Source organism: Nostoc sp. 'Peltigera membranacea cyanobiont' 213 (assembly GCF_002245975.1).
GTDB lineage: Bacteria > Cyanobacteriota > Cyanobacteriia > Cyanobacteriales > Nostocaceae > Nostoc.
Genome location: NZ_NOLI01000063.1, coordinates 19,270 through 43,386, shown reverse-complemented (window position 1 = coordinate 43,386; position 24,117 = coordinate 19,270). Strand labels below are relative to the sequence as shown.

Sequence of the window (24,117 nt, the reverse complement as noted above, 5' to 3'; positions counted from 1 at the left end):
CATCTTGCCCGTCCCCAATATTAGGACGGGCAAGATGCCCATCCCACAAATGAATAATTTATTTCTTGGAAAGCCCTAAAAGGCTACAAGCGTTGTATCTGCTCTTGTTAGGTCTGTATTCTATGCAATTGAGAACCGCTATATTACAAGTAATTGAGCGAACTCAATATAAACAGGTAGACGCAAATGATTAAAAATAGTGTATAGTCTGTTGCAGGCTCTGTAATGCACTGCAAACCTGATAAAAAATCTTGGATTGTCGCTAACAAGATTTTCCCTTTGACTCCTAACTCATAAATTCTGCCGGATTTTAATTATTTAATTTTTTAGCTGAAATATTAGCTCAAATTATACAATTTATACGCTACTCAACCACTTAATAACACATGATTTCTAACACTAGGATGTCATGCTGAAAATAATTAGCAAATTACACATAACCAAGTGAAATAAATGGCTGATATTACTGATACTGCCGTTAACGCTGGTTCTTTTAGCACCCTAGTTGATGCAATCAAGGCTGCCAATCTGATAGATACTCTCAAAGGCGTTGACTCGTTCATCGCCTGTGCATCTACAAGCCAAGCGTTTGCAAAGCTTCCATCTGGTACTGTAGAGACGTTGCTCAACAATATTAATAAAATCCAGGAACTCCTGACGTATCACGTTGTTTCCGGTAAGGTAATACCCATAAAGCCGATTGAAGGTTCAAGTTTTAAAATTGATCCTTTCAATAGTATTAATGCAGATTACGATCGGCAGCCTCAAGACTCGATGCTGCTGATGATAACCGTGTCATCCACATCATTATTGATTCCTCAGTAAATATATAGATAGCGAGTAACATCTGTGGGGTAGTGACTATAGATAGTTTCTACCTCATTATTGTCTAGATATATTTTAAGGAACTCAACTTTCATCAAATATCAGACCTCTCTCCTAAGAGGCAAAAGTTTACACACAAGTCTTCTAACAATTGAGGCTTTGAAAATGAAACATTTATTTACGAGTCAAAATAATTTGATTACTGGTTCCAGCCAGAATCATATATCTCCAGAAATCAGTCAATCTATGAAGGCAAAGTATACTTGTCTTTGCTGTTCAAATACTTTACTCCGTCACGTGAGTTCAGGGGTAGCTTACTGGCGTTGTAGCTACTGCTATCAAGAAATGCCAGTTTAGCAATAATGTCTTTAATCAAGTTCAATTAATTATTGGTATCCCTCATGAATTTATTTCAATCTAATCAATCAGAGTTTGCTTGGTGGGTAGAAATTAATACGGCTGTTCCGCGCTGTACTTATTACTTTGGCCCTTTTGATAGTGAAAAAGAAGCACAACTTTCTAGAAGTGGCTATGTCGAAGACTTATATCAAGAAGAAGCCAGAGACATCATTGCACTAGTCAAGCAGTGTCAGCCTGATGTCTTGACGATTTTTCACGAGAAAGAAGAAGTCCATGTATCTAGTTTTTGAAGCCCGTTCCGCAGATATTTTGCTAAAAGGGGTCTTTCGATAATATAAGTGGTTGCATAATTTTGAGGTATAAGCTCTACTACTTGTTTAACCAGATTTAGGAAGTCTTCTAACTGTCCATCTGCTATACCTCGACCTAGCCACATCAGAGCTATTAGCTCTGCTTTTTCTTGCTGGGAAAATTCGTCAATATATTTGTGTAATATATTTACTGAAGACCTTCCTGTAATGTTGAAATCCTCTAAGTAGTTAGATAATTTATCTATAAACATTTCAGGTTTATTTGTTATCCCAGATTCCATTTTTCCATAAACTAATTCAGCAATTTCGATAACGTTACGTATTTTTTTGATTGATAAAAAATTCATGTTTTATATTGATTATGGAGTCAATAACTACAAATTAAAAAATAGAGATTATTCAGTTATTTCTCTGACGATAATTTTCTAAATATAAAGATATATTAAACTAAAACAATGCTTATATAAAGCAATTATAAAGTTGTTCGATAGCAAGTAACCATCTACTAAGCGTTCAAACTGGATTTAAGCATTACAGACAAATGTTTGAATTCAGGTTTTCTAAAAGGTTGAAATGTATAAGATGAATATATAATGTTTGATTTCAACACAAAAGGTTAAAAAAATGAGAGTAGACTTTGGGATTTTGTATAACTTTAAGTGCATAAAATGCTAGAATCACACAAAGGCTATAAGATTGCAGATATTAATAAAAGTTAAAGTCCATGATTTGAGGAGCAGGGTTTTTGTCCTATGGCCAAGCGATCGCTCCAGGCATCACTCATCGGGATTCAAGAAGCTAAAAGAGCATTTGCTCTCAAGGGGTGGACTCAAGATAATCTAGCAGGGGAAGTAAACCTCAAGACTAGACAACCGGTTTGGAGGTTTTTCAGCGGCCGTCCGGTTGAACGTCATACCTTTATTGAAATTTGTTCGGTGTTGTCACTGAATTGGCGGAAGATTGCAACTAATCCGCCGGCAGAATTCATGGAACTAGAAGAATACAGCCAGATCGGTGGGCTGGATATTGATATATTAGTCGAAAAAGTGCGATCGCAACGCTTCGACAAAATTCAAGACCAGTGTGGGATTTTGCAGTTATTGGATATCAGCCGTCCTGTTGCGATCGATGATATATATATTGATGTAAATATTTTAGAGTCAATTGCCAGTCTTCAGTCGTTAGAAATTACTGAACTGCAAAACCTCGATCCAAAAGAATTTAACCGTTTTGGCTTAGGTGAAGTTGACCAAAAACAAATACCTGGTACACAGGCAGTTAAAACATACTCCAAGCTCAGGGTGCTAGGCAAACCAGGAGTAGGTAAAACTACCTTTTTGCAACATCTCGCCATTCAATGTAACCAAGGTGAATTTGCGGCGAATCAGGTGCCAATCTTCATTACCCTAAGAAATTTTACTGAAGAATCTAAAGTAACCAACGAGTTCAGCCTATTAAAATACATCCGCCAGGAGTTCCTCACATCGGGAATTTTAGATCCGTCAGTCATTGAAACTTTACTTAGTGCAGGCAGAGTGTTAGTGTTGCTTGATGGCATGGATGAAATTCTGAACCAACAAAGCAACACTGTCTTAAGCGAAATTCGCAGATTTTCAGATAAATATCACAAAAATCAATTTGTGGCCACTTGTCGAACAGCATCTCGAAAACTCAGCATCAGAGGCTTTACCGATGTTGAGATTGCCCCATTTACCTCAGAACAAATCCGAATCTTCGCTCAAAAATGGTTTGTGACATTTACCAAGACCAACATTCCAGATGGTGAGGCGGAGTCTGTTGGGTTTATTCAGAAGTTAGACTTAGATGAAAACTGGCAATTTCGCCAACTTGTAGTTACACCCCTATTTCTGCATCTTGCTTGTTGGGTGTTTCACGGTCAAGAAAAATTTCCGACTAAGCGGACTGACTTTTATAAGCAAGGTTTAGACCTGCTATTAGGCAAATGGGATGAAGCCAGAGGCATTGAACGGGATGAAGTTTACCGAGGGTTTTTATTACCACAAAAGCTCAAGTTATTGAGTCAGATTGCAGCAGCAACATTTGAGCAAGGTCAGTACTTTTTTGAGCAACGCACTGTTGAGCAATACATTAGTGATTATATTCAGAATTTGACTAAGGTGCCGATGGATGCTGAAGAACTGCAAATAGAAAGTGAAGCGGCCCTGAAAGCGATCGAGGCTCAACATGGGCTACTAGCAGAACGGGCGCGGGGAATTTTTTCCTTCTCCTATCTGGCGTTTCAAGAATACTTCACGGCGAGAAAAATCGTTGCCAGTTATAACCTAGAGGCGTTTGGGCAAGCTCTAGAAGGATTAGTTAGTCACATTACAGATCCGCACTGGCACGAAATTTTCTTGTTAACAGCTACCATGCTCCGAAGCGCAGACTCTCTGGTACAGTTGATGAAACAACAAATTGATGCACTCGTTGCTCAAGACTCTCATTTACAAGAGTTTTTGACCTGGGCGAGCCAAAAATCTCTCACTATTCCAAACCAACCAAAAGAGGCGACAACTAGAGCATTTTACCTTGCTTTGAGTCGGACTCCTCACATAGCTTCTCACTTTGCTCTAGCCAGCAGCCTCGACCAGGGAATGTTTCTGGATGCGGCATTAGATGACTTACTAGTGCAGTGTGCAATTGATGGGAGCCAGGACTTTGCCCACATCCACGCCTGTGGAGATTCTCTAAGCAACATTATGGGCATTGTTCTGGATGTTGGACTCTATAAATCTCTGCAACAACTCTCTGACCAATTCCCAAATTCTCGTCAAAGTCAAGAACGATTGCAACTATGGGGGCAGACAAACTATTCAGCTTGGGCTGAACAGTTAAAGATGACGGTCATTAATTATCGCAACATTAACCACCAGTGGCACTTTAGCCCCGAACAAGAGCAAGTACTGCAACGATACTACGATGCCAATCAGTTACTACTTGATTGTTTGCATAGCAATTGTGAAGTGACGGCTGCTATCAGGCAAGAAATTGAAGCCACCTTATTATTACCTCAAAAGGAACTTGAGGATAGGGAATGGCAATAGCTCTCTTGCTTAATTCCTCAAAGAGGTTTGGATTGCAAAAATAATTTTGATTACATTTTATATCGTAGTTAATCAACTCATTCACAAAATCAAACATCACCATGTTTATAGTATTTCAACAGAACCATTCAAGTGATTGGTTATTTAGTGCCTTTGAAATTAACTATATCTAAGGTAAGTAGAGCGGCGTGAATAATTCAAGGTTTGTAGTGAGGACTTTAGTCCTCTTTTGAGGGCTGAAACCTTCACTACAAAATCATCTCAAGAATTTTTACATTACTTAATCTACTTTGATTTATTCTCGCCTACTTACTTAGACTTTATCCATTTTGCAATGCGATACTCCTGCGGAGTGGTTGTACAAACACCTAAACAGAAACCTTTGCAACTTCATCGAGAATCTGTGACTGAGAAACAGTATTTGCTAAAAAGCCAGGGGTTTTGCCGGATAAAGAAAAATGAATTCTTAATTTTGGATAAAGTTGGGCTAAGGCGAACCTGATAACCTACTCTCAAAAATTTGGATTTTCGCTATCAGGATTTTTATATGGATGACTACAATCAGTTAAACAAAGACAATTTCCTCTATCACCACCATCCATACCTAGGTGAATTCACACCCCAAAAGCTTATATTCAATGCTAATCTTCAAGAATTTTCTCAAAGCGTCTGTTACATCTCTAATCTACAGAATGGAGAGAAACTTTCTTCACAGGAGTGCTACGAAGAAATTGAGTTACTCTGGCAGCAGTTAACACAAAGCTTTAAGGCACTAGGAATGGACAAAAATACAACTGGATGATTCGCTGTTGAGAATTGGATATTTTGGTAAGAAGTAGGATCTGTTACGCCCTTCTCTTACGCACCATCCCAGATTCTCAGTGTATTATGCTAATGTACGCTACTAAAACTACGCGGGTTACATAAGAGCTTAATTTTCTGTTAATCAAACTGGGCTACCCTATAGGAAGCCGCTTTGCATCGATATTTATGCTCACCGCGAATTCTATTGCTCTGGCTCTAAATTGACACTAATGGGCATTGCCATCCATGCCCTTATATTAAAAAGTTTCCTACGTTTTGTGTCGTAGTTAATCAACTCATTTAGGAAATCAAACAACACCCGCCCATAGTACAAGAACAGAACCTAGTAATTTTAACCATTAAATGGTTCTCTGCTAATTTATATCTGACCTATATGGTTGTCTCACCTCCTTAAAAACTACAGATTTTTCAGATTGCTTTGCACTGAAAGTCCTAATCGCAGGTCTTGTTATGAATTTAATCAATGGCTTTTGCTTGACAGATGGGATACTCGAAGGTGTACAAGTACTCGTTGTAGAGAACGATCGCGATAGTAGGGATTTGTACGCCATTTTTCTTCAAGGTCTGAGCGCAAATGTTATTACTGCTGGTTCAGTAAAAGAAGCTTTAGAAATCTTAAGTTGGTTCAGACCCAGCATCGTCGTTTGTGAAATCAGGTTCTTAGGTGAAAGTATTTATACATTACTAAACAAATTGACTGCGATGGAAGCAGACAATGGAAATCATATCCCAATCATTGTGACTTCAACATCTACCACAGGTACTCACGATCAAATTCCAGATGTAGAGTTTGAAGAATATTTACTTAAACCATTCGACCTTGACAAATTTGTTTCCACGATTAGGAATCAAGTACAGAAAAATGTGGCGGAAAATTTTTGCACTGATTTAGTAGTTTTACATCCAGTAGAGATTTTTCCCTTGTGCTATAAAAGTTAGCTTAGTGCTGCAAGCAGATTCCCCCAACAACCCTTAAAAAGCGGTTAGCCACAGGCGGGGGGATCTGCTCGTATGGGGAGCAAATCAAACTATGTTACGCACTAGTAGTCTGTCAAATTCATTTTGACGGTTAGAGAGACGCGATAAATCGCCGTCTCTACAGGAAATTTATCCATCAATTATTTATTGACAGACTACTAGTGGACTTCCAGAAAATAAATTATCCAATTTCATTCCTTCAAAACGAGTTTACCTCCCCCTGCTCCGCTGCTTACACAGCGGTTGATTATCTTTTTTTGGAAGTCCCTAGTGGCTAAAGTCACCCGTTCAGGTGAAGACATACACAAATACTAATGCCTAGTATGAAGTAATATTAAGCAACTATGAAGCTTAATTATGCGTCTAGTTGTTAGTTTAGTAATAAAAATTTAATCCCAAAGTACCGACTCCGTATTCTGCACTTGCCCTTTAACTAAAAGGTACTAGTACCCAACAATATTTACAGGCTTCTATATAATATGGCTACTCACATAGAAATTCCAGTTATTGGCAAAGTTAAGTATCCATTACGCTGGCTAATTGGGGTGATAGCAGGCGGTGCTTTGGTTGTGGGTACTGTGACAACTTACACCCTGGTGAATCAAGGGAGAAGTAAAGAAGATATTGCTCAGTTAACTGTGCCTGTGGCAGCGCAAAACGTTACTTTGCTGATTACAGCTAGTGGTAAAGTCGTGCCGGTTCAGAGCGTAAATATTAGTCCGAAGAACCCCGGAGTTTTATCGCAATTATATGTCGAACAAGGCGATCGCATTCAACAAGGGCAAATCCTCGCCCGCATGGATAGTGCGAGTATTGAGGCTCAAAGGAGTCAGTACCGAGCTAACTTAGCCCAAAGTCAAGCACAATTAGCCGAAGCCCTTGCTGGTAGTCGTCCTCAAGAAATCGCTCAAGCAAAGGCGCGGTTAGCACAAGCTCAAGCCCAGCTAGCCGCAGCGAGAGCCGGTAATCGTCCCCAAGAGATTGCCCAATCTCAATCCCAAGTGGATGCGGCTCAAGCCAAGGCGAACTATACCAGCGAACAGGTAAAGCGTTACCAATACTTATACCAAGAGGGAGCAGAGAAAAAACAATTACTCGATCAAGCTATCAGCGAAGACAAAAGTGCTAAAGCCAGTTTAGAAGAAATAAAAAAACGATTGTCGTTAGTCCAAAGTGGCACTCGAACTGAGGAAATCGACCAACGTCAAGCTGCTGTAAATGAAGCACGGGCGGCATTGACCTTGTTACAAGATGGCACTCGTTCTGAGGAAATTGTTCAGCGCCAAGCGGCTGTTGCCAGCGCTGAGGCTCAATTGAAGGGCGTGCAAGTGCAGTTGGAAGATACAATTATTCGCGCTCCCCTTTCGGGAATTGTGACGCAAAAGTATGCCGAACCAGGGGCCTTTGTGACACCGACAACTTCCGCTTCTACGAGTGCGTCGGCAACTTCCAGTTCAATTGTCGCTGTAGCACGCGGTTTAGAAGTATTAGCTCAAGTTCCCGAAGCCGATATTGGCAGAATTAAACAAAGGCAGCAAGTGGAAATTGTCGCTGATGCCTATCCCGATCGCATTTTTAAAGGTCATGTGCGCCTGATTGCTCCAGAAGCAGTGGTGGAACAAGGTGTGACATCTTTTCAGGTGCGGGTTGCTCTTGATACTGGCATAGATAAACTGCGTTCTGGCTTAAATGTGGATCTGACTTTTTTAGGCGATCGCGTTAATAATGCCTTAGTGTTACCAACTGTGTCAATTGTCACCGAAAAGGGCAAAACTGGCGTACTTATACCAGATGCAAAGAATAAACCCCAGTTCCGCGAAATTACCGTTGGGGCACAAATCAAAAACCAAACTCAAATTTTAGAGGGAGTTAAAGAAGGCGATCGCATTTTTGTTAATCCACCCAAAGACTACAAAATCGAAAAGGCCAAAGAAAAACAGAATAATTCGTAATTATTAAGATATGAATTTTTTAGAAAGCGTCCAAATGGCGGGGAAAACCCTGTTATCAAATAAGCTGCGTAGCGCCCTCACTATGTTGGGTATAGTTATTGGCAATGCCTCAGTAATTGCCATGATCGGTATTGGCGAAGGTGGGCAAAAGTACGTTAATAAACAGTTGGAGTCATTAGGGCCAAATGTGCTATTTGTACTGCCAGGTAATCGAGAAACTCAGCGGATCTCTTTTGAAGTACCAAAAACTCTGGTGTTACAAGATGCGGAAGCGATCGCCTCTCAAGTCCCAACAGTAGTGGGAGTTGCACCAGAGTTAAACACCAGACAGGTAGTTACATACCGCAACCGAAACACCGATGTCAACATCATTGGCACAACTCCCAGCTTTCTATCGGTGCGAGATTTTGAAACTGCTAAAGGCAGGTTTTTCTCTGAGGTAGACATCAAACGAAGTAACCAAGTCGTTGTGCTGGGTGGAGATTTGGCAGAAAAACTATTCGGTAATAGTAACGCGATCGGTCAGCAATTGCGACTTGGAAATACTAGCTTTCAAGTGATTGGGACGTTAACAGCCAAAGGTTCCAGCGTGGGAGCAGATTATGATAATGCTGCTTTAATACCAATCACAACCTCAGCAAACCGACTTGTAGGAAAGAATTCTCCCTATGGTATTTCTTTAGATTACCTCGTTGCAGCCGCTCGTGATTCTGAGAGCGTGGATGCAGCAGAGTTTCAAATTACTAATTTGTTGCGTCTACGGCACAAAATTAATGGTGAAGATGACTTTACTCTTCGCTCTCAAAAGGATGCCTTGCAAACTGTTGGGCAAATTACAGGTGCATTGACAATTATGTTAGCTGCGATCGCAGGTATATCATTATTTGTTGGCGGCATTGGCATTATGAATATTATGCTAGTCTCCGTCACCGAACGCACCCAAGAAATCGGATTGAGAAAAGCGATCGGTGCAACTGAGCAAGATATTTTGCTCCAGTTCATCATTGAGGCAGTGATAGTTTCGGCAGCTGGCGGCTTAGTTGGGACTGCGGTTGGTGTTAGTGGCATTCTGTTAGTGGGAGCTTTGACTCCTTTAGAAGCGAGTCTTTCTCCTCTAGCAATTACTATGGCAGTTGGTGTTTCTGGGGGTATTGGTTTATTCTTTGGCGTTGTTCCTGCCCGTCGTGCGGCTCAACTTGACCCCATTGTAGCTTTGAGGAGTGCCTAGTAATTGCGATGTTTATTCTTCCTGATTCAATTGAGTCAGGGAGATATTCGCTAGGTAATTCAATAAATCACTTTGACTAAAGAAATCCAACATAAGATTAAACCTGCTAATGTTTCAATTATTTGCGAAAGTAAACAAGTTAAAATAATCGACTTCAGTCTTGCATCTTTATTGGATTACTACAAGCTAATCATTCTGTAAAGCCAAATGGTGATTAACCTATATATCTTAATAATAACTCAGTCCAAATCCAATCAGAATAGTATTTTTATCGGTAGCTAATACAGTTGTAGAGATCAATCAAAAACTCGCTCTACCTGTCAAATTATGTCCTTCGCTGAATACATCAATAATTGCCGAAGGAGTTCACTAAAATAGTTATTGCGGCAATTACATACCTGCCAGTTAAACAGACCTAAGAATAATAGTAGATTAGCGGGTTACAATGCAGCTTTAGTAGTAGTAGCATGGAAAAAATGTATGTTATTCGTTGCTACTAACCAGTAATAAAATGCCCTGCCGTTGATGAAAGCCTCCTATACCGTAAACGCCAAAAATACAATTGTATACCTAAATTATTTTTACTCCGTTGAGTCAGGATGGTTTTAGCGGTTTCTACGCCAATGCAGTCTTGAGCTTGGCTTTTAGTTCTAAGACTGCATTGGCTCCTGATGAGGGCGGAAAGCCTGCGGCGAACAACTCAAAGAAACAGTATATTTTTTTATCTATCCTACTCCATTGCGTTTAGTTATGCTCAGGATTGAGCTTAAACGAGAATAATATTGGGTAAGTAGGTAGGCACAAATAAACCTAACTATGTAACAAAATGTAAAAACCTCAAAACCTTTGTGATTGCTTCACTTTGCTGCACTCCGTTCGCAATGACATAGTTATAAATTTTCCCGCATACCTGCTTAGTTAATCGTCTCCTAATAAGTATTTTAAAATCATAACCAATGCTTACTAATTCCAAATACAAAATTATAGAAAAGATTTCAGATGGTCTAGATACTGTAGTTTATCGAGCGCTGGAATTTGCAAATGAAAGAATGGTTATCCTAAAAAGTCTTAAGCAGGAATATTATAATCTTGAATATGTAACAGAGTTTAAACATGAGTATGACATCTCTAAATCATTAAATTTACCAGGGGTTATTAAGGTTTATGGATTAGAGAATTATCAAAATAGTATTGCTTTAGTTTTGGAGGATATCGGAGGGCAAAATCTCAAACAATTTATTGATAGTAGTAAATTGAATATAATAGATTGTTTAAAACTAGCTATTCAGCTTATAGATATTCTTATAGATTTGCACGAGCAACATATTATTCATAAAGATATTAAACCACAAAATATCATTATTAACCCTAAGTCAAAGCAGGTAAAAATTACTGACTTCAGTATTGCATCACGCTTATCAAAAGAAAATGTAATGCTCAGTAATCCTAATTTACTTAAAGGAACACTGGCTTATATGTCTCCAGAGCAAACAGGTCGGATGAATAGGTCGATTGACTATCGCACAGACTTTTACTCTTTAGGCATAACTTTTTATGAAATGCTGACTTCTCAGTTGCCATTTAATTGTAACGATCCCTTAGAAATAGTTCACTCTCACATTGCAAAACAGCCTCTACCTCCTCATCATATCAACTCAGAAATTCCAGAGGCAGTATCTAATATAGTAATGAAACTATTATTGAAAACTCCTGAAGAAAGATATCAAAGTGGTTTAGGGCTAAAAGCAGATATAGAATTTTGTTTAAAACAATTATTAAATAATCGAAAAAACGAAAATTTTATTCCTGGCAAATTAGATAAATTTAGTCAGTTTACCATACCTCAAAAACTCTATGGACGCGAGGAAGAAGTAACATCTCTATTGTCAGCTTTTGAGCGAGTGAGTATTGGAAGAAGTGAGATGATACTAGTTTCAGGCTATGCAGGTATTGGTAAATCTTGTTTAGTTAATGAAATTCATAAACCGATCCTCCAAAAAAGGGGATATTTTATTTCTGGTAAATTCGATCAGTTTAAGCGCAATATTCCTTATGCGGCTCTAATTGAATCATTTCAAGAGTTGACGCAACAGCTATTAACGGAGAGCTACGAAAAAATAGTTATTTGGAAACAGCAGCTTTTAGAAGCATTTGGTGAAAATGGTCAAGTTATTATTGATGTTATTCCTGACATTGAAAAAATTGTAGGTCAACAGTCACCTGTAGCACAATTAGGGACAACTGAATCACAAAGTCGCTTCAATCGAGTATTTCAAAAATTTATTCAGGTATTTGCTCAGAAAGAACATCCTCTTGTTGTATTTTTCGATGATTTACAATGGGCAGATATAGCCTCTCTCAAGCTGATTGAGATGCTGATGGGTGATGATAGCCAATATTTTTTGATGATTGGAGCCTATCGAGATAATGAAGTCATCTCAACTCATTACTTTAATCAAAGCTTAAATGAAATTCAAAAGTCAGGAGCAATTATAAGTAATATTATATTACAGCCTTTAAATATTAGTAATGTTTCTAATTTAATATTTGATACCCTTCATAGCACAACAGACAAAACAAAAATATTAGCTGAATTTGTTTTTAATAAAACTCAGGGTAATCCTTTTTTCTTAACTCAGCTATTGCAAACGATGTACCAAGAGAAACTATTGAGTTTTGATTTTAATCGTGGGGTATGGGAATGGGAAATTAACCAAATTAAAACCATTAGTTTGACAGATTGCGATCCTGTAGAATTGATTACTAGAAATATTAAAAAGTTACCTCACAAGACACAAAAAATCTTAAAATTAGCTGCTTGTATTGGCAATCGTTTTAATATAAATATTCTAGCTATTGTCAATGAAAAGTCTCAGCTAGAAACCGCATCGGAATTATGGGAAGCACTTCAAGCAAGCCTAATTCTGCCACTGAGTGATAACTATAAAGCTCCGCTGCTTTTTGACGAGAATAAATCTATACCCTTAAAATTTCAGGAATTAAAGGTTTCATATAAATTTTTGCACGATCGCGTCCAGCAAGCAGCTTATTCCCTGATTCCAGAATCACAAAGAAAACAAACCCACCTGAAAATTGGGCAATTATTACTAGAATCACTTCCAACAAAAGAAATTGAAGAGAATATTTTTGATATTGTTAATCATCTCAATCTGGGAACTGAATTTATCCACGAGCAATCTCAAAAAGATCGGGTAGCTCAATTAAATTTGATAACTAGCCAAAAAGCAAAAGCATCATCAGCATACGAAGCGGCCCTTAGTTATTCAACGGTCGGCCTAGAATTACTGACACCATCAAGTTGGGAAAGTAATTACGACTTAATGCTAGCACTTCATCTAGAAAGCGTAGAATTAGAGTATTTAAATACTAATTTTAACCGAGCAGCCATTCTCACTGAAACTATTCTAGATAAAGCTAGCAATCTACTCGATCGAGTCAAGGCTTATCAATTACAAGTCCAGTTTTATATGGCTCAAAATCAGATGCTTAAAGCCATTGATACTGGACTAGAAGCGATCGCAAAATTAGGTATATCTCTATCACCAGCACCAAATCAGCAAAGCACTGTAGCTAATTTACCTCAGCTTCAAGATTTAGAAAATTTTCCAGTTGTAAAAGACCCTTATATACTGGCGGCTTTAAAAATGCTTGTTACTGTTGGTGGTGCTGCTTTTATTACTGACACAACAGGTACAACTTTTCCCCAGATAATCTTGACTGTTGTCAATCTCTGCATTCAACACGGTCATTCAGCTTTGGCTGCTGCTGGATATTCTTGTTATGGCATGGTGTTGTGTAGCTATCTAGAAAATATTGATGCTGGATATCACTCTGGTCAAATAGCTTGGCAGATATTAGAGCAGTTTCAAGCCAAGGAACTCAAAAGTAAAGTATATGCGCCATTTTATGGTTTCACCTTTCATTGGAAAGAGCATATTAGGGAAAGTATTACTCCTTTACAGGAGGGGATTCAGAGCGCGTTGGAAATTGGAGATATAGAATATGTTGGCTATTGCTCTATCCACTATTGCGGTCATATATTTTTTACAGGAGAACAACTCGAATCAGTAGATCAACAGCAAATATCATATATTAATTTACTACAAAAATTTAAACTAGATTTTCCCATAAACTACATTAAAATTTGGCATCAATTGACATTAAATTTGCAAGGAAAATCACAAGAAAAATATCACTTAATTGGCGATAGTTTTAATGAAGTAGCAATGCTGCCATATCTCCAAGCTACTAATAATGTTACTTCTTTATTTGCTGTTTATGTTGCTAAATTGATTCTCCTTTACTTATTTAAAGATTATCCTCAAGCAATTGATAATGCCAAACTAGCTTCGGGATATATAAGTAGCGTCATGGGGATGGTGACAGTTAGCATCCACAACTTTTATTATTCTTTAGCTATGCTTAGGTTATATCCCAATGTTGAACCTAACACTCAACAAGAATATATAAATGCCATTAATTTAAATCAAGAAAAAATGCGGGTATGGGCTCGTCATGCTCCTACTAATTATCAGCATAAATATAATTTAGTGGAAGCAGAAAAAGCCCGGGTTTTAGGGCAACCCTTTATAGCTATGGAGTATTATGAGCTAGCTATTCAAGGAGCAAAAGAACAGGGATATTTTCAAGAAGAAGCACTAGCCAACGAGTTAACAGCAGAATTTTACTTTTCCCGTGATAGAGATCAGCAGGCGAGCTTCTACCTGAGAGAATCTTATCATGCTTATGTACGTTGGGGAGCCATTGCCAAAGTAAGTGATTTAGAGTCCAAATACCCTGATTATTGCCCATTAATAGTAAATCAGGAATCATCTAGTTGGAAGGCTAACTTAGTAACTACTTCAAGCAAAATAAACAATTTAGCATCTTTTGATTTGTCTACAGTTTTTAAAGCTTCGCAAGCTATTTCTAGTGAAATTATGCTAGATGATTTGCTAGCCAAGTTAATGAAAATTGTAATGGAAAATGCTGGAGCACAAACTAGTTGCTTGCTTTTAGAGAAAAACGGTCAAATGGTAATAGAAGCATCCGTGGGAGTTAATAAAAATAAGATCCTTTTGGAAACTTCTATGCCTCTAGAAAACAGTCTATATGTACCAATCTCTATATTAAATTATGTTATTAGAACTAAAGAAAGTGTCATTATTGGTGATGCTAGCATTGAAGGAAGATTTGTTAACGATTCTTATATTATTAAAAATAAATGTAAGTCAATTTTATGTACACCAATAATTCATCAAAGTAAACTCATTGGTATTTTGTATTTAGAAAATAATTTAACAACCAATGCATTTACTACTGAACGGTTAGAAGTTTTAAAGATTCTTGCCTCTCAGGCAGCTATTTCTATTGAGAATGCCAAGCTGTATTCTAATCTATCTAAACTAAATGATAATTTGCAAGAGGCTAAACAGGACTTAGAGATTTATAGTAAAGCTCTGGAGCTAAAGGTTGAAGAGAGAACGCAAGAATTACATGATAAAAATTTCCGTTTGGAAGAACAAGCACAACGCTTAGAACTTACACTAAAACAACTACAAACTACACAATTGCAGATGATTCAAAGAGAAAAAATGTCTGCTTTGGGTCAACTAGTTGCTGGTATAGCTCATGAAATTAATAACCCAATTAATTTTATTTATGGCAATATTTCTCATGCTAGTGAATACATTGAAGATATATTATATCTAATTAAAATGTATCAGCAAGGAGCGCCAAACATGACTCCTCAAATGCTGGCTGAACAAGAGGACATAGATTTGGAGTTTTTGCTTCAAGACTTACCTAAATTACTATCTTCAATGAAGGTTGGAGCCGATCGCATCCGTCAGATAGTTCTGAGCTTACGTAACTTCTCCCGTTTGGATGAAGCAGAAATGAAGCAAGTTAATATCCATGAAGGTATTGACAGTACTTTGTTAATCTTGCAGCATCGACTCAAAACTGAATCATTAAAATCTAAGATTCAAATTATTAAAAGCTATGGCTCTTTACCATTAGTAAATTGTTATCCAAGTCAGCTTAATCAAGTATTTATGAATTTATTAGCTAATGCTGTTGATGCTTTAGAAGAATATAAATCTCAGTCTTCATTGGAGGAAACTGAACTTAATTCAAGTTATATCAAAATAACTACTGAATTATTAGATAATAGCCTAGTAGCTATTCGCATTGCTGACAACGGCTCTGGTATGACATCAGATGTACTTTCTCAGATATTTAATCCTTTTTTTACTACCAAACCTATTGGAAAAGGTACGGGATTAGGATTATCTATTAGCTACACAATTATTGTGGAAAAGCATGACGGTAAAATAAGTTGCCAGTCAGTATTAGGAGAAGGAACTGAATTCTTAATTGAACTCCCAATCTATCAAACTAATTCTAAATTACTCGATTAATTCATTATGATTAATGATGTTTCTTCTATCTCAATTTCAGAAGTTCTGATGGCTCTGGTAACAGGAACTATACTAAATGAGCTTTTTGAGCCTTCAAGTATTGGCAAAATATCACGACTAACAACTACACAAAGAGATTTATATCTGGATAATATACTTTATCCTGATAGTAATGTATTTACTTTAGGGATGTCGGTTAAGCTATCACAAAATGTAGACAGATTTGTTTGGGAACAGGCAATCAAAATAGTATGTCAAAAAGATGATATTACAAAAACTAGATTTGTTTTTTATAAAGGCGAAGTTTTTCAATTTGTAGATAAAAATGCTGATGTCAATTTTGAATTTATCGATCAGAATAATCATCATTTTAAGAGTTTAGAGCAAGTTGTCGAAGAAAAAATTAAAACTAAGTTAGAGTTGCAAAAAAATAACTTATTTAAAAATATTTTAGTCAAAGATAGAAAAGGTAACTATACTGCTGTTTTAGGTGCGCCTCATATCCTTTTTGATGGATATTCTGGGAAAATTTTCTTTGAAAGGGTAGGAAAAGTCTACCAAGCTTTAAAAACAGGCAATAATCCTCAAATATTTGAAGGTAATTCTTTTTATGATTTTATTGATGATTATGTTATCCGATTTGATCCGCCAGATATTCAGCAGTACTGGTTGAAAACTTTAAGTAATGTTATTCCTATTACACCTTATACAACAATAGAGAGAAAAAATAGAGCTAACTCAAGAAAAATACAAATCACTGGAGATGAATTAGTACAAATTAGAACATATTGCCAATTAATTAATTGTAGTCTTTCGACATTTTTTAGAGCTATTTATGGCATTTATTTGAGTAAATATTTACAAACACCAGCAGATTTTGTATTTTACGACATTATTGGTAAAAGAGATGAGCCGTTACTGAATGTTCTAGGTTGTATTTACCAAGTAGTTCCCGTTGTTGTACCCCAAAAGAGTATAGATAAAAACTCAAATATTATAAGTTATATTTCTTGGATCAAGAATTATCGAAAAAATCTAGATCGGTTACAAAATATTTCTGTTCTATTCCAAAGAAATTATTTAAAAGACGAACAATTGAAGTTTTTTTATAATTTCTATAATTTTAGTATTATTGACATATTTATAAACGAAGAAGCTTCTAAATTAATTATACATAATTCATTTGCAGAAAATGAAATACATCTTATTGTTAATGACTTTAATGATAATTTAGAAATAGAGCTATTTTACAATGAGAAATATTTTGTTTATCTAAACTCTTTAGAAAGATTACTGTTTATAGCTAATCAAGTTAGTCAAGGAGTCGAGTATTTTGAACAACTGAATATATTACTAGAAAATGAGCGTCAAGAATTAGTAGAAACTTGGAATGATCCCAGTACAGATTACGCATTAGATAAATGCGTTCATCAATTATTTGAAGCACAGGTAGAGCGATCGCCAGAGTCCATAGCATTAGTCTTTAAAGAGGCGCAAAAGCACGAACAATCTTCACTCACCTACCGAGAGCTAAATCAACGTGCAAATCAGCTAGCGCATTATCTGCAATCGCTAGGGATGAAACCAGATATGCCGATAGGAATCTGTGTAGAGAGAACGCTGGAGATGGCGATCGCAGTTTTGGCAGTTCTCAAAACTGGTTGTGCTTACGTACCAATAGATCCAGCCTATCCCCAGGAACGTTTAGCTTTTATGCTTGAGGATACTCAAGTATCAGTATTGCTCACTCAACAACAACTATTAACAAAGCTTCCCGAACATAATTCACAGGCTATCTGTCTAGATACTGACTGGGACAAGATTAGCCAATACAGTCATAAAAATCCTGATAGTGAAGTCACATCTGAAAATTTAGCTTATATCATCTACACTTCTGGTTCTACAGGCAAACCAAAAGGTATCTGTTTAGCTCACCGTCCTTTAGTGAATTTACTGGAATGGCATCTAAACTCACTATTAACAGGTGCACGTACCCTGCAATTTGCTTCTTTAAGCTTCGATGCTAGCTTTCATGAAATGTTTGCTGCTTGGTGTTCGGGAGGGACTTTGTTTCTGATCTCAGAAAACCTACGGCGGGACACTACAGCCTTAGCTGACTTTATTCACAACCAAGAGATTGAAAAAGTTATCTTGCCTGTTGTTGTATTAAAACAAATGGCAGAACTAGCAATATCTCAGTTGGAATTATTTACTAGCTTAAAAGAAGTTACCACCACAGGCGAGCAACTGCAAATCACCCCAGCCATTATCAAATTATTCAAATCGCTGCCATACTGCTCATTTCACAATCACTACGGGCCATCAGAAACCCATGTAGTAACGGCTTTGACATTAGATAAAAATCCTGATTTCTGGCCAACTTATCCCTCAATAGGTCGTGCGATCGCTAACACCCAACTTTACTTACTTGATGCAGACTTAAAACCAGTTCCTATCGGTGTTGCAGGAGAATTATACATTGGTGGCGATAGTTTAGCTAGAGGTTATCTCAATCGACCCGATCTGACTGCCGAACGTTTTATTTCCAATCCTTATGCAAAATCGGATCGCTTGTATAAAACAGGTGATTTAGCTTGCTATTTACCAGACGGGAATATTGTATACCTTGGTCGGATTGACCAGCAGGTGAAGATTCGTGGCTTCCGCATTGAGCTAGGTGAAATTGAAGCAATGCTGTTGCAACATCCTGACGTGCGCGAAGCCGCAGTCATGGCGCGGGAGGATGTACCAGGGGACAAGCGCCTAGTTGGTTATATTGTTTCCAATCTAATTCCAGAGCGAGTACCTTATCAAAGTGTTTGTCGAGTGGAAACTGATGACAACCAGATAGTAGAACTACAAACAGAGGATATTTCCAATGGCGGTGTTTGTTTGGCAGGGGTATCCTTTAGTTGGGAAACAGGTAAGCGCGTCCGTCTTTGCCTACGCTTGCCAGTGACATCGGAAGAACTATGGTTAAATGGCAGCGTTGCTTGGAGTCAGGGTAAACGCGCTGGTATTAACTTGGTTCTAACTCCCACTGAAAAAGTCCTGTTTCACCAAAGCATAGAGCATATCTTAGAAACCCAACATCTATGGAAAATTTTGCAGCGCACAATCAGTGGCAATCTCCGTAAATTTCTTAAGGAGAAGCTGCCAGATTACATGGTGCCTTCCAGCTTTGCGATGTTAAATAAATTGCCACTAACACCAAATGGCAAATTAGATCGGCGGGCATTACCAGCACCCGATCGCACCGGACGGAATCTGGAGCAAGATTTTGTTTCACCTCGTACCCCTGTTGAAGAAGTACTAGCAAAAATTTGGCTGCAAGTTTTGAGATTGGAGCAGATCGGTGTCCACGATAACTTTTTTGAGATTGGGGGACACTCACTGCTAGCCACTCAGGTAATTTCTCGGATTCGGGATACCTATCAGTTAGATTTGCCATTACGGCAGTTATTTGATGCACCTACTGTTGCCACGTTGGCGGAAAGTATGGAGGCACAACTCAAGGAAAATTTAGAATGCCACACTCAAACAATTGTACCTGTAACGCGTAACCAAAACTTGCCCCTTTCCTTTGCCCAGCAGCGATTATGGTTTCTGGAACAGTTTTTACCTAACAATCCCTTATACAACCTACCGCAAACTTTTCACTTGGTTGGTCAGCTAAATCTGAATGCCTTAGAACAGAGCATTAACGAAATTATTCGCCGCCATGAAGTTTTACGCACCACTTTTTCTTTTTTAAATGGGCAGCCAGTACAAATTATTGCTCCTACCCTAACAGTACCTTTGCATCTAAAAGATTTAAGATCGCTGTCTGACTCGCAAAAAGACATAGAAATCCAGCGATTAACGATCGCAGAGTGCCAACGACCCTTTAACCTCGATCGCGGGCCGTTAGTACGAACTACCCTGTTGCAGTTAGGTGCAGAAGAATATGTACTACTTTTGAACATTCACCATATTGTTTTTGATGGTTGGTCTGTCGGGACATTTTTCCGAGAACTGAGACTGCTATATCAAGCCTTCGCCAACGGTCAACCTTCTCCCCTAACTGAGCAAACGATTCAGTATGCAGACTTTGCTCTTTGGCAACGGCAATGGTTACAAGGAAAAGTATTATCAGAGCAACTAGACTATTGGAAGCAGCAGTTAGCCAATCTACCCATTTTACAGTTACCGAGCGATCGCCCCCGACCAGCAAGCCAAACTTATCGCGGGACGCGCCAACCTTTAGCACTCTCGAAATCTCTCAGCGAGACACTAACTCGCTTCAGCCAAGAGGAGGGAGTGACTTTATTTATGACACTCTTAGCAGCGTTTCAAACGTTGCTATTCCGTTACACGAATAGCGAAGATATCCAAGTTGGTTCCGTAATTGCTAACCGTCACTATCAGGAAATTGAGGATTTAATTGGATTCTTTGTTAACACCTTAGTACTACGCAGTGATTTTTCAGACTCTCCCACTTTCCGCCAGTTGCTCAAGCAAGTGCGAGAAGTGACCTTAGAAGCTTATGCTCATCAAGACTTACCCTTTGAAAAATTAGTAGAGGAACTAGAACCAGAACGGGATTTGAGTCGCCATCCCCTGTTCCAAATCGGCTTTGCTCTGCAAAATGTCCCCATACCAGTTATAGAACTTTCTGGTTTGATCGTTAACCATCGTTTAGAACACAATGGCACAGCCAAGTTCGATCTGTTTTTAGAACTATTTGAAACGCCAGATGGGATTAGTGGTTGGTTTGAGTACAGCACCGATTTATTTGACGCTGCTACCATCTCTCGCATCGGAGGACATTTTCAGACTTTAGTGGCAGGTATTGTTGCTCATCCCGATCGGAAAGTTGCAGATTTACCCTTATTAACAGCTACTGAGCGCCAACAATTCTTAGTGGGATGGAATCAAACTCAAGCAGATTACCCGGAACAAAGTTGCATTCACCAACTATTTGAAGCGCAAGTTGAGCGATCGCCTGACTCTGTAGCAGCAATTTTTGCCCAACAACAAATAACTTATCACGACTTGAATGCCAGAGCCAATCAACTGGCGCGTTATTTACAAACTTTAGGTGTACAGTCAGATGTATTGGTAGGGATTTGTGTAGAGCGATCGCTAGAAACGATCGTAGCTTTATTAGCGATTCTCAAAGCTGGTGGAGCTTATGTACCTCTAGATCCCGCCTATCCACAGCAGCGTTTATCCTTAATGCTGACAGACTCTCAAGTAACGGTGCTATTAACCCAGCAATGTTTGTTGGAGCAGCTTCCCGAACATCAAGCTACTATTGTCTGTTTGGATAGAGACTGGAGGGATATTGCTACCCAAGCCCAAAATAACCTGGATATTAATATCCATCCTGACAATTTAGCTTATGTCATCTACACCTCCGGTTCTACTGGTAAACCAAAAGGTGTAGCGATGCCACACCGTCCCTTAGTCAACTTAATTTCTTGGCAATCGCAAACTTCTACAGTTGGCTTTGGCAGCAAAACACTGCAATATACACCGATTAGCTTTGATGTTTCCTTCCAAGAAATCTTTGCCACCCTGACTATAGGCGGAACATTGGTATTGATTTCGGAATCAATGCGTCGCGAACCCACACACCTGCTGCAATTTCTGAATCAAGTAGGGATTGAGCGATTGTTCCTACCCTATGTCGCTTTGCAACAATTAGCCGAAATAGCAAGGATAGAAGGCATAGTACCCTGGAGTTTACGCGAAGTGATTACGGCTGGGGAACAGTTACGCATTACAGATGCGATCGCACATTTATTTCACAAATTACCTAACTGCACTCTCCACAACCACTATGGCCCATCTGAAACTCATGTAGTGACTGCTTTTACCCTTGCCAATTCACCTACAGATTGGTCAGTTTTGCCACCCATTGGACGACCCATTGCTAACAGTCAAATTTATCTATTAGACTCTCAGTTACAACCTGTTCCTGTAGGTGTACCTGGAGAACTTTACATTGGTGGTATTGGTATAGCACGTGGTTATCTCAACCGCTTCGATCTTACAGATGCTCGGTTTATTCCCAACCCCTTCAATAATTCAAAATTATATAAAACAGGGGATTTGGCACGTTATCTACCAGATGGCAATATCGAGTATCTCAGTCGTATCGATCGTCAAGTGAAGATTCGCGGCTTCCGAATCGAGTTAGGAGAAATTGAAGCTTTACTAGCACAACATCCCTCCGTCAAGACAAGTGTTCTCATAGATCGGGAAGATGTACCTGGACAAAAGCATTTAGTAGCTTATGTGGTGCAAAACCAACAATATGAGAATGACAGCCAACTGACATTAGAACTCCGCCACTTTCTCAAACAAAAGCTACCAGAATATATGATACCTACAGCTTTTGTTTGCTTAGAGAAGTTGCCACTAACACCCAGTGGCAAACTAGATCGGCGAGCATTACCTGCTCCCGATCGATCCAGACCAATTCTTGAAGTTGCATTAATTACACCTCGGACTATTAGTGAGCAAAAAATGGTCGGTATCTGGATTAAGATACTTGGCATTGATCGGGTGGGTATTCAAGATAACTTCTTTGAACTTGGCGGTAATTCTCTATTAGCAGCACAGTTAATGATATATGTGCGAGAAACTTTTCAAGTCCAGATGCCTGTAAGATGTATTTTTGAGCAGCAGACTATAGAAGGACTGTGCCAGATAGTTGATAAATTACATCACGGAGGAACTGCTGCTCTCAATACTGTTATTAGTTTCAAAGCTGAAGCCGTACTCGATCCAAACATCTATCCCCAAGGAGTGCTTGTTAAGGACATCAGTCAGCCAAAGCATATTTTCTTAACAGGTGCTACGGGCTTTCTGGGTGCTTTCTTACTACATGAATTGTTGCAGCAAACTGAGGCTAACATATATTGCCTTGTGCGTGCTAATAACGAAAGTGAAGGTTTTAGAAGGTTACAGAAAAACCTAGAAAAATATTTAATCTGGGACGCAAGCCAAAGCTCAAGAATTATTGCCATCCCAGGAAATTTAGATCGGCCTCGTCTAGGACTGTCTTTAGAGCAATTTGGGAGGCTAGCAGAGCAGATTGATGTCATTTATCACAGTGGTGCTGAAGTCGGCTTTGCTAAACCATATTCTCTAATGAAGGCGGCAAATGTTTTTGGCACTCAAGAAGTTCTGAGATTGGCATGTCATGCTCAACTCAAGCCAGTACATTACATCTCAACAATTGCCGTTTTTAGCACAATTGCTTGTTTTAATGGGTTGAAAGTCCTTTATGAGGACGATGATATCGATCCTAGTGAAACTTATCTTTATCAAGACATTGGTTATATCCAAAGTAAATGGGTAGCTGAAAAACTTGTTTGGATTGCTAAATCAAGAGGTATCCCTGTAACAGTCATTAGATCGGGATTTTTAATGGGTCATTCAGATACTGGCGTAACTAATACAGATGATTACATGTCTAGATTGATCGAGGGTTGTATACAAGTAGGTAGTTTTCCAGATTTAGTCAATCAAAAACAAGATTTAATTACTGTTGATTATGCTAGTAAAACTATTGTTCAAATATCTAAAAAAAAGCAATCTCTGGGTAAAGCATTTCATTTAGTGCCTTTAGCTTCGCAAAATATCGATTTAACTAGATTATTTGAGTTGATATCAGCTTGTGGATATCCAGTTAAAAAAGTACCTTATCCTCAATGGACAGATGAGTTGATCGATCGAGCTCGATCCTCTCAGGAAAATTCTTTGTTTCCTCTTATCCCGATGTTAACTGAACAAGTGCATCGAGGGCTGACTGCATGGCAACTATATCAAAATACCCCTGATTTAGATTGTCGCAATACACTAGAGGCAATTGCTGATATTTCCCTTTCCTGTCCATCAATGGATACTGAATTACTCAGTAAATATTTAGCTTATTTTCTAAGTAATAGATTTTTGAATATAAAGAGTATATAGCGAATCTTTAGAGGTTGAATGAATAATTATTTGGCTGTGATTTTAGGCACTTAGTTTGCGATATTCACAAACTAAGTAGGAGTGCTATAGCAGATAAATTTACTAAATAGTTGCACTACATCCTAATGAGAAATACTTAAATCAGTCATGAACAACTTCACAATT

At 38.4% G+C, this 24,117-nt stretch carries 9 protein-coding genes and 1 pseudogene; 9 read left to right on the top strand and 1 reads right to left on the bottom strand.

The window, feature by feature from the left end:
* Positions 1-453: 453 nt before the first annotated feature.
* Together CDG77_RS18135 and CDG77_RS18125 are read left to right on the top strand one after the other, a co-directional pair.
* A pseudogene (locus CDG77_RS18135) lies at positions 454-833 on the top strand (fasciclin domain-containing protein).
* Between the two features lie 393 nt (positions 834-1,226).
* The gene (locus tag CDG77_RS18125) at positions 1,227-1,475 is read left to right on the top strand and encodes a DUF1816 domain-containing protein (RefSeq protein WP_094330736.1); all 249 of its coding nucleotides are present in this window, start codon (positions 1,227-1,229) and stop codon (positions 1,473-1,475) included.
* On the opposite strand, the gene CDG77_RS18120 is transcribed toward CDG77_RS18125, so the two are convergent.
* The gene (locus CDG77_RS18120; protein ID WP_094330735.1) at positions 1,439-1,843 is read right to left on the bottom strand and encodes a DUF3775 domain-containing protein; all 405 of its coding nucleotides are present in this window, start codon (positions 1,841-1,843) and stop codon (positions 1,439-1,441) included. The genes CDG77_RS18125 and CDG77_RS18120 overlap by 37 nt on opposite strands.
* 405 nt (positions 1,844-2,248) lie before the next feature.
* On the opposite strand from CDG77_RS18120, the gene CDG77_RS18115 reads away from it, so the two are divergent.
* From CDG77_RS18115 to CDG77_RS18085, 7 genes are all read left to right on the top strand, one after another.
* Positions 2,249-4,561 (top strand): NACHT domain-containing protein, encoded by a 2,313-nt coding sequence (locus tag CDG77_RS18115; RefSeq protein ID WP_094330734.1) that lies wholly within the window; start codon positions 2,249-2,251, stop codon positions 4,559-4,561.
* Positions 4,562-5,108: 547 nt separating this feature from the next.
* Positions 5,109-5,363 (top strand): DUF7219 family protein, encoded by a 255-nt coding sequence (locus CDG77_RS18110; RefSeq protein ID WP_094330733.1) that lies wholly within the window; start codon positions 5,109-5,111, stop codon positions 5,361-5,363.
* A 473-nt stretch (positions 5,364-5,836) separates the two neighbouring features.
* A complete protein-coding gene (locus tag CDG77_RS18105) occupies positions 5,837-6,325 on the top strand; it encodes a response regulator (RefSeq protein WP_094330732.1) in 489 nt (162 codons plus the stop codon).
* A gap of 518 nt (positions 6,326-6,843) precedes the next feature.
* A complete protein-coding gene (locus CDG77_RS18100; protein ID WP_094330731.1) occupies positions 6,844-8,316 on the top strand; it encodes an efflux RND transporter periplasmic adaptor subunit in 1,473 nt (490 codons plus the stop codon).
* 10 nt (positions 8,317-8,326) lie between these two features.
* Positions 8,327-9,544 (top strand): ABC transporter permease, encoded by a 1,218-nt coding sequence (locus tag CDG77_RS18095; RefSeq protein WP_094330730.1) that lies wholly within the window; start codon positions 8,327-8,329, stop codon positions 9,542-9,544.
* A 956-nt stretch (positions 9,545-10,500) separates the two neighbouring features.
* Entirely contained in the window at positions 10,501-15,987 is a 5,487-nt protein-coding gene (locus CDG77_RS18090; RefSeq protein WP_094330729.1) for a trifunctional serine/threonine-protein kinase/ATP-binding protein/sensor histidine kinase, read from the top strand.
* A gap of 6 nt (positions 15,988-15,993) precedes the next feature.
* Positions 15,994-23,952 (top strand): non-ribosomal peptide synthetase, encoded by a 7,959-nt coding sequence (locus CDG77_RS18085; protein ID WP_094330728.1) that lies wholly within the window; start codon positions 15,994-15,996, stop codon positions 23,950-23,952.
* Positions 23,953-24,117: the final 165 nt, after the last annotated feature.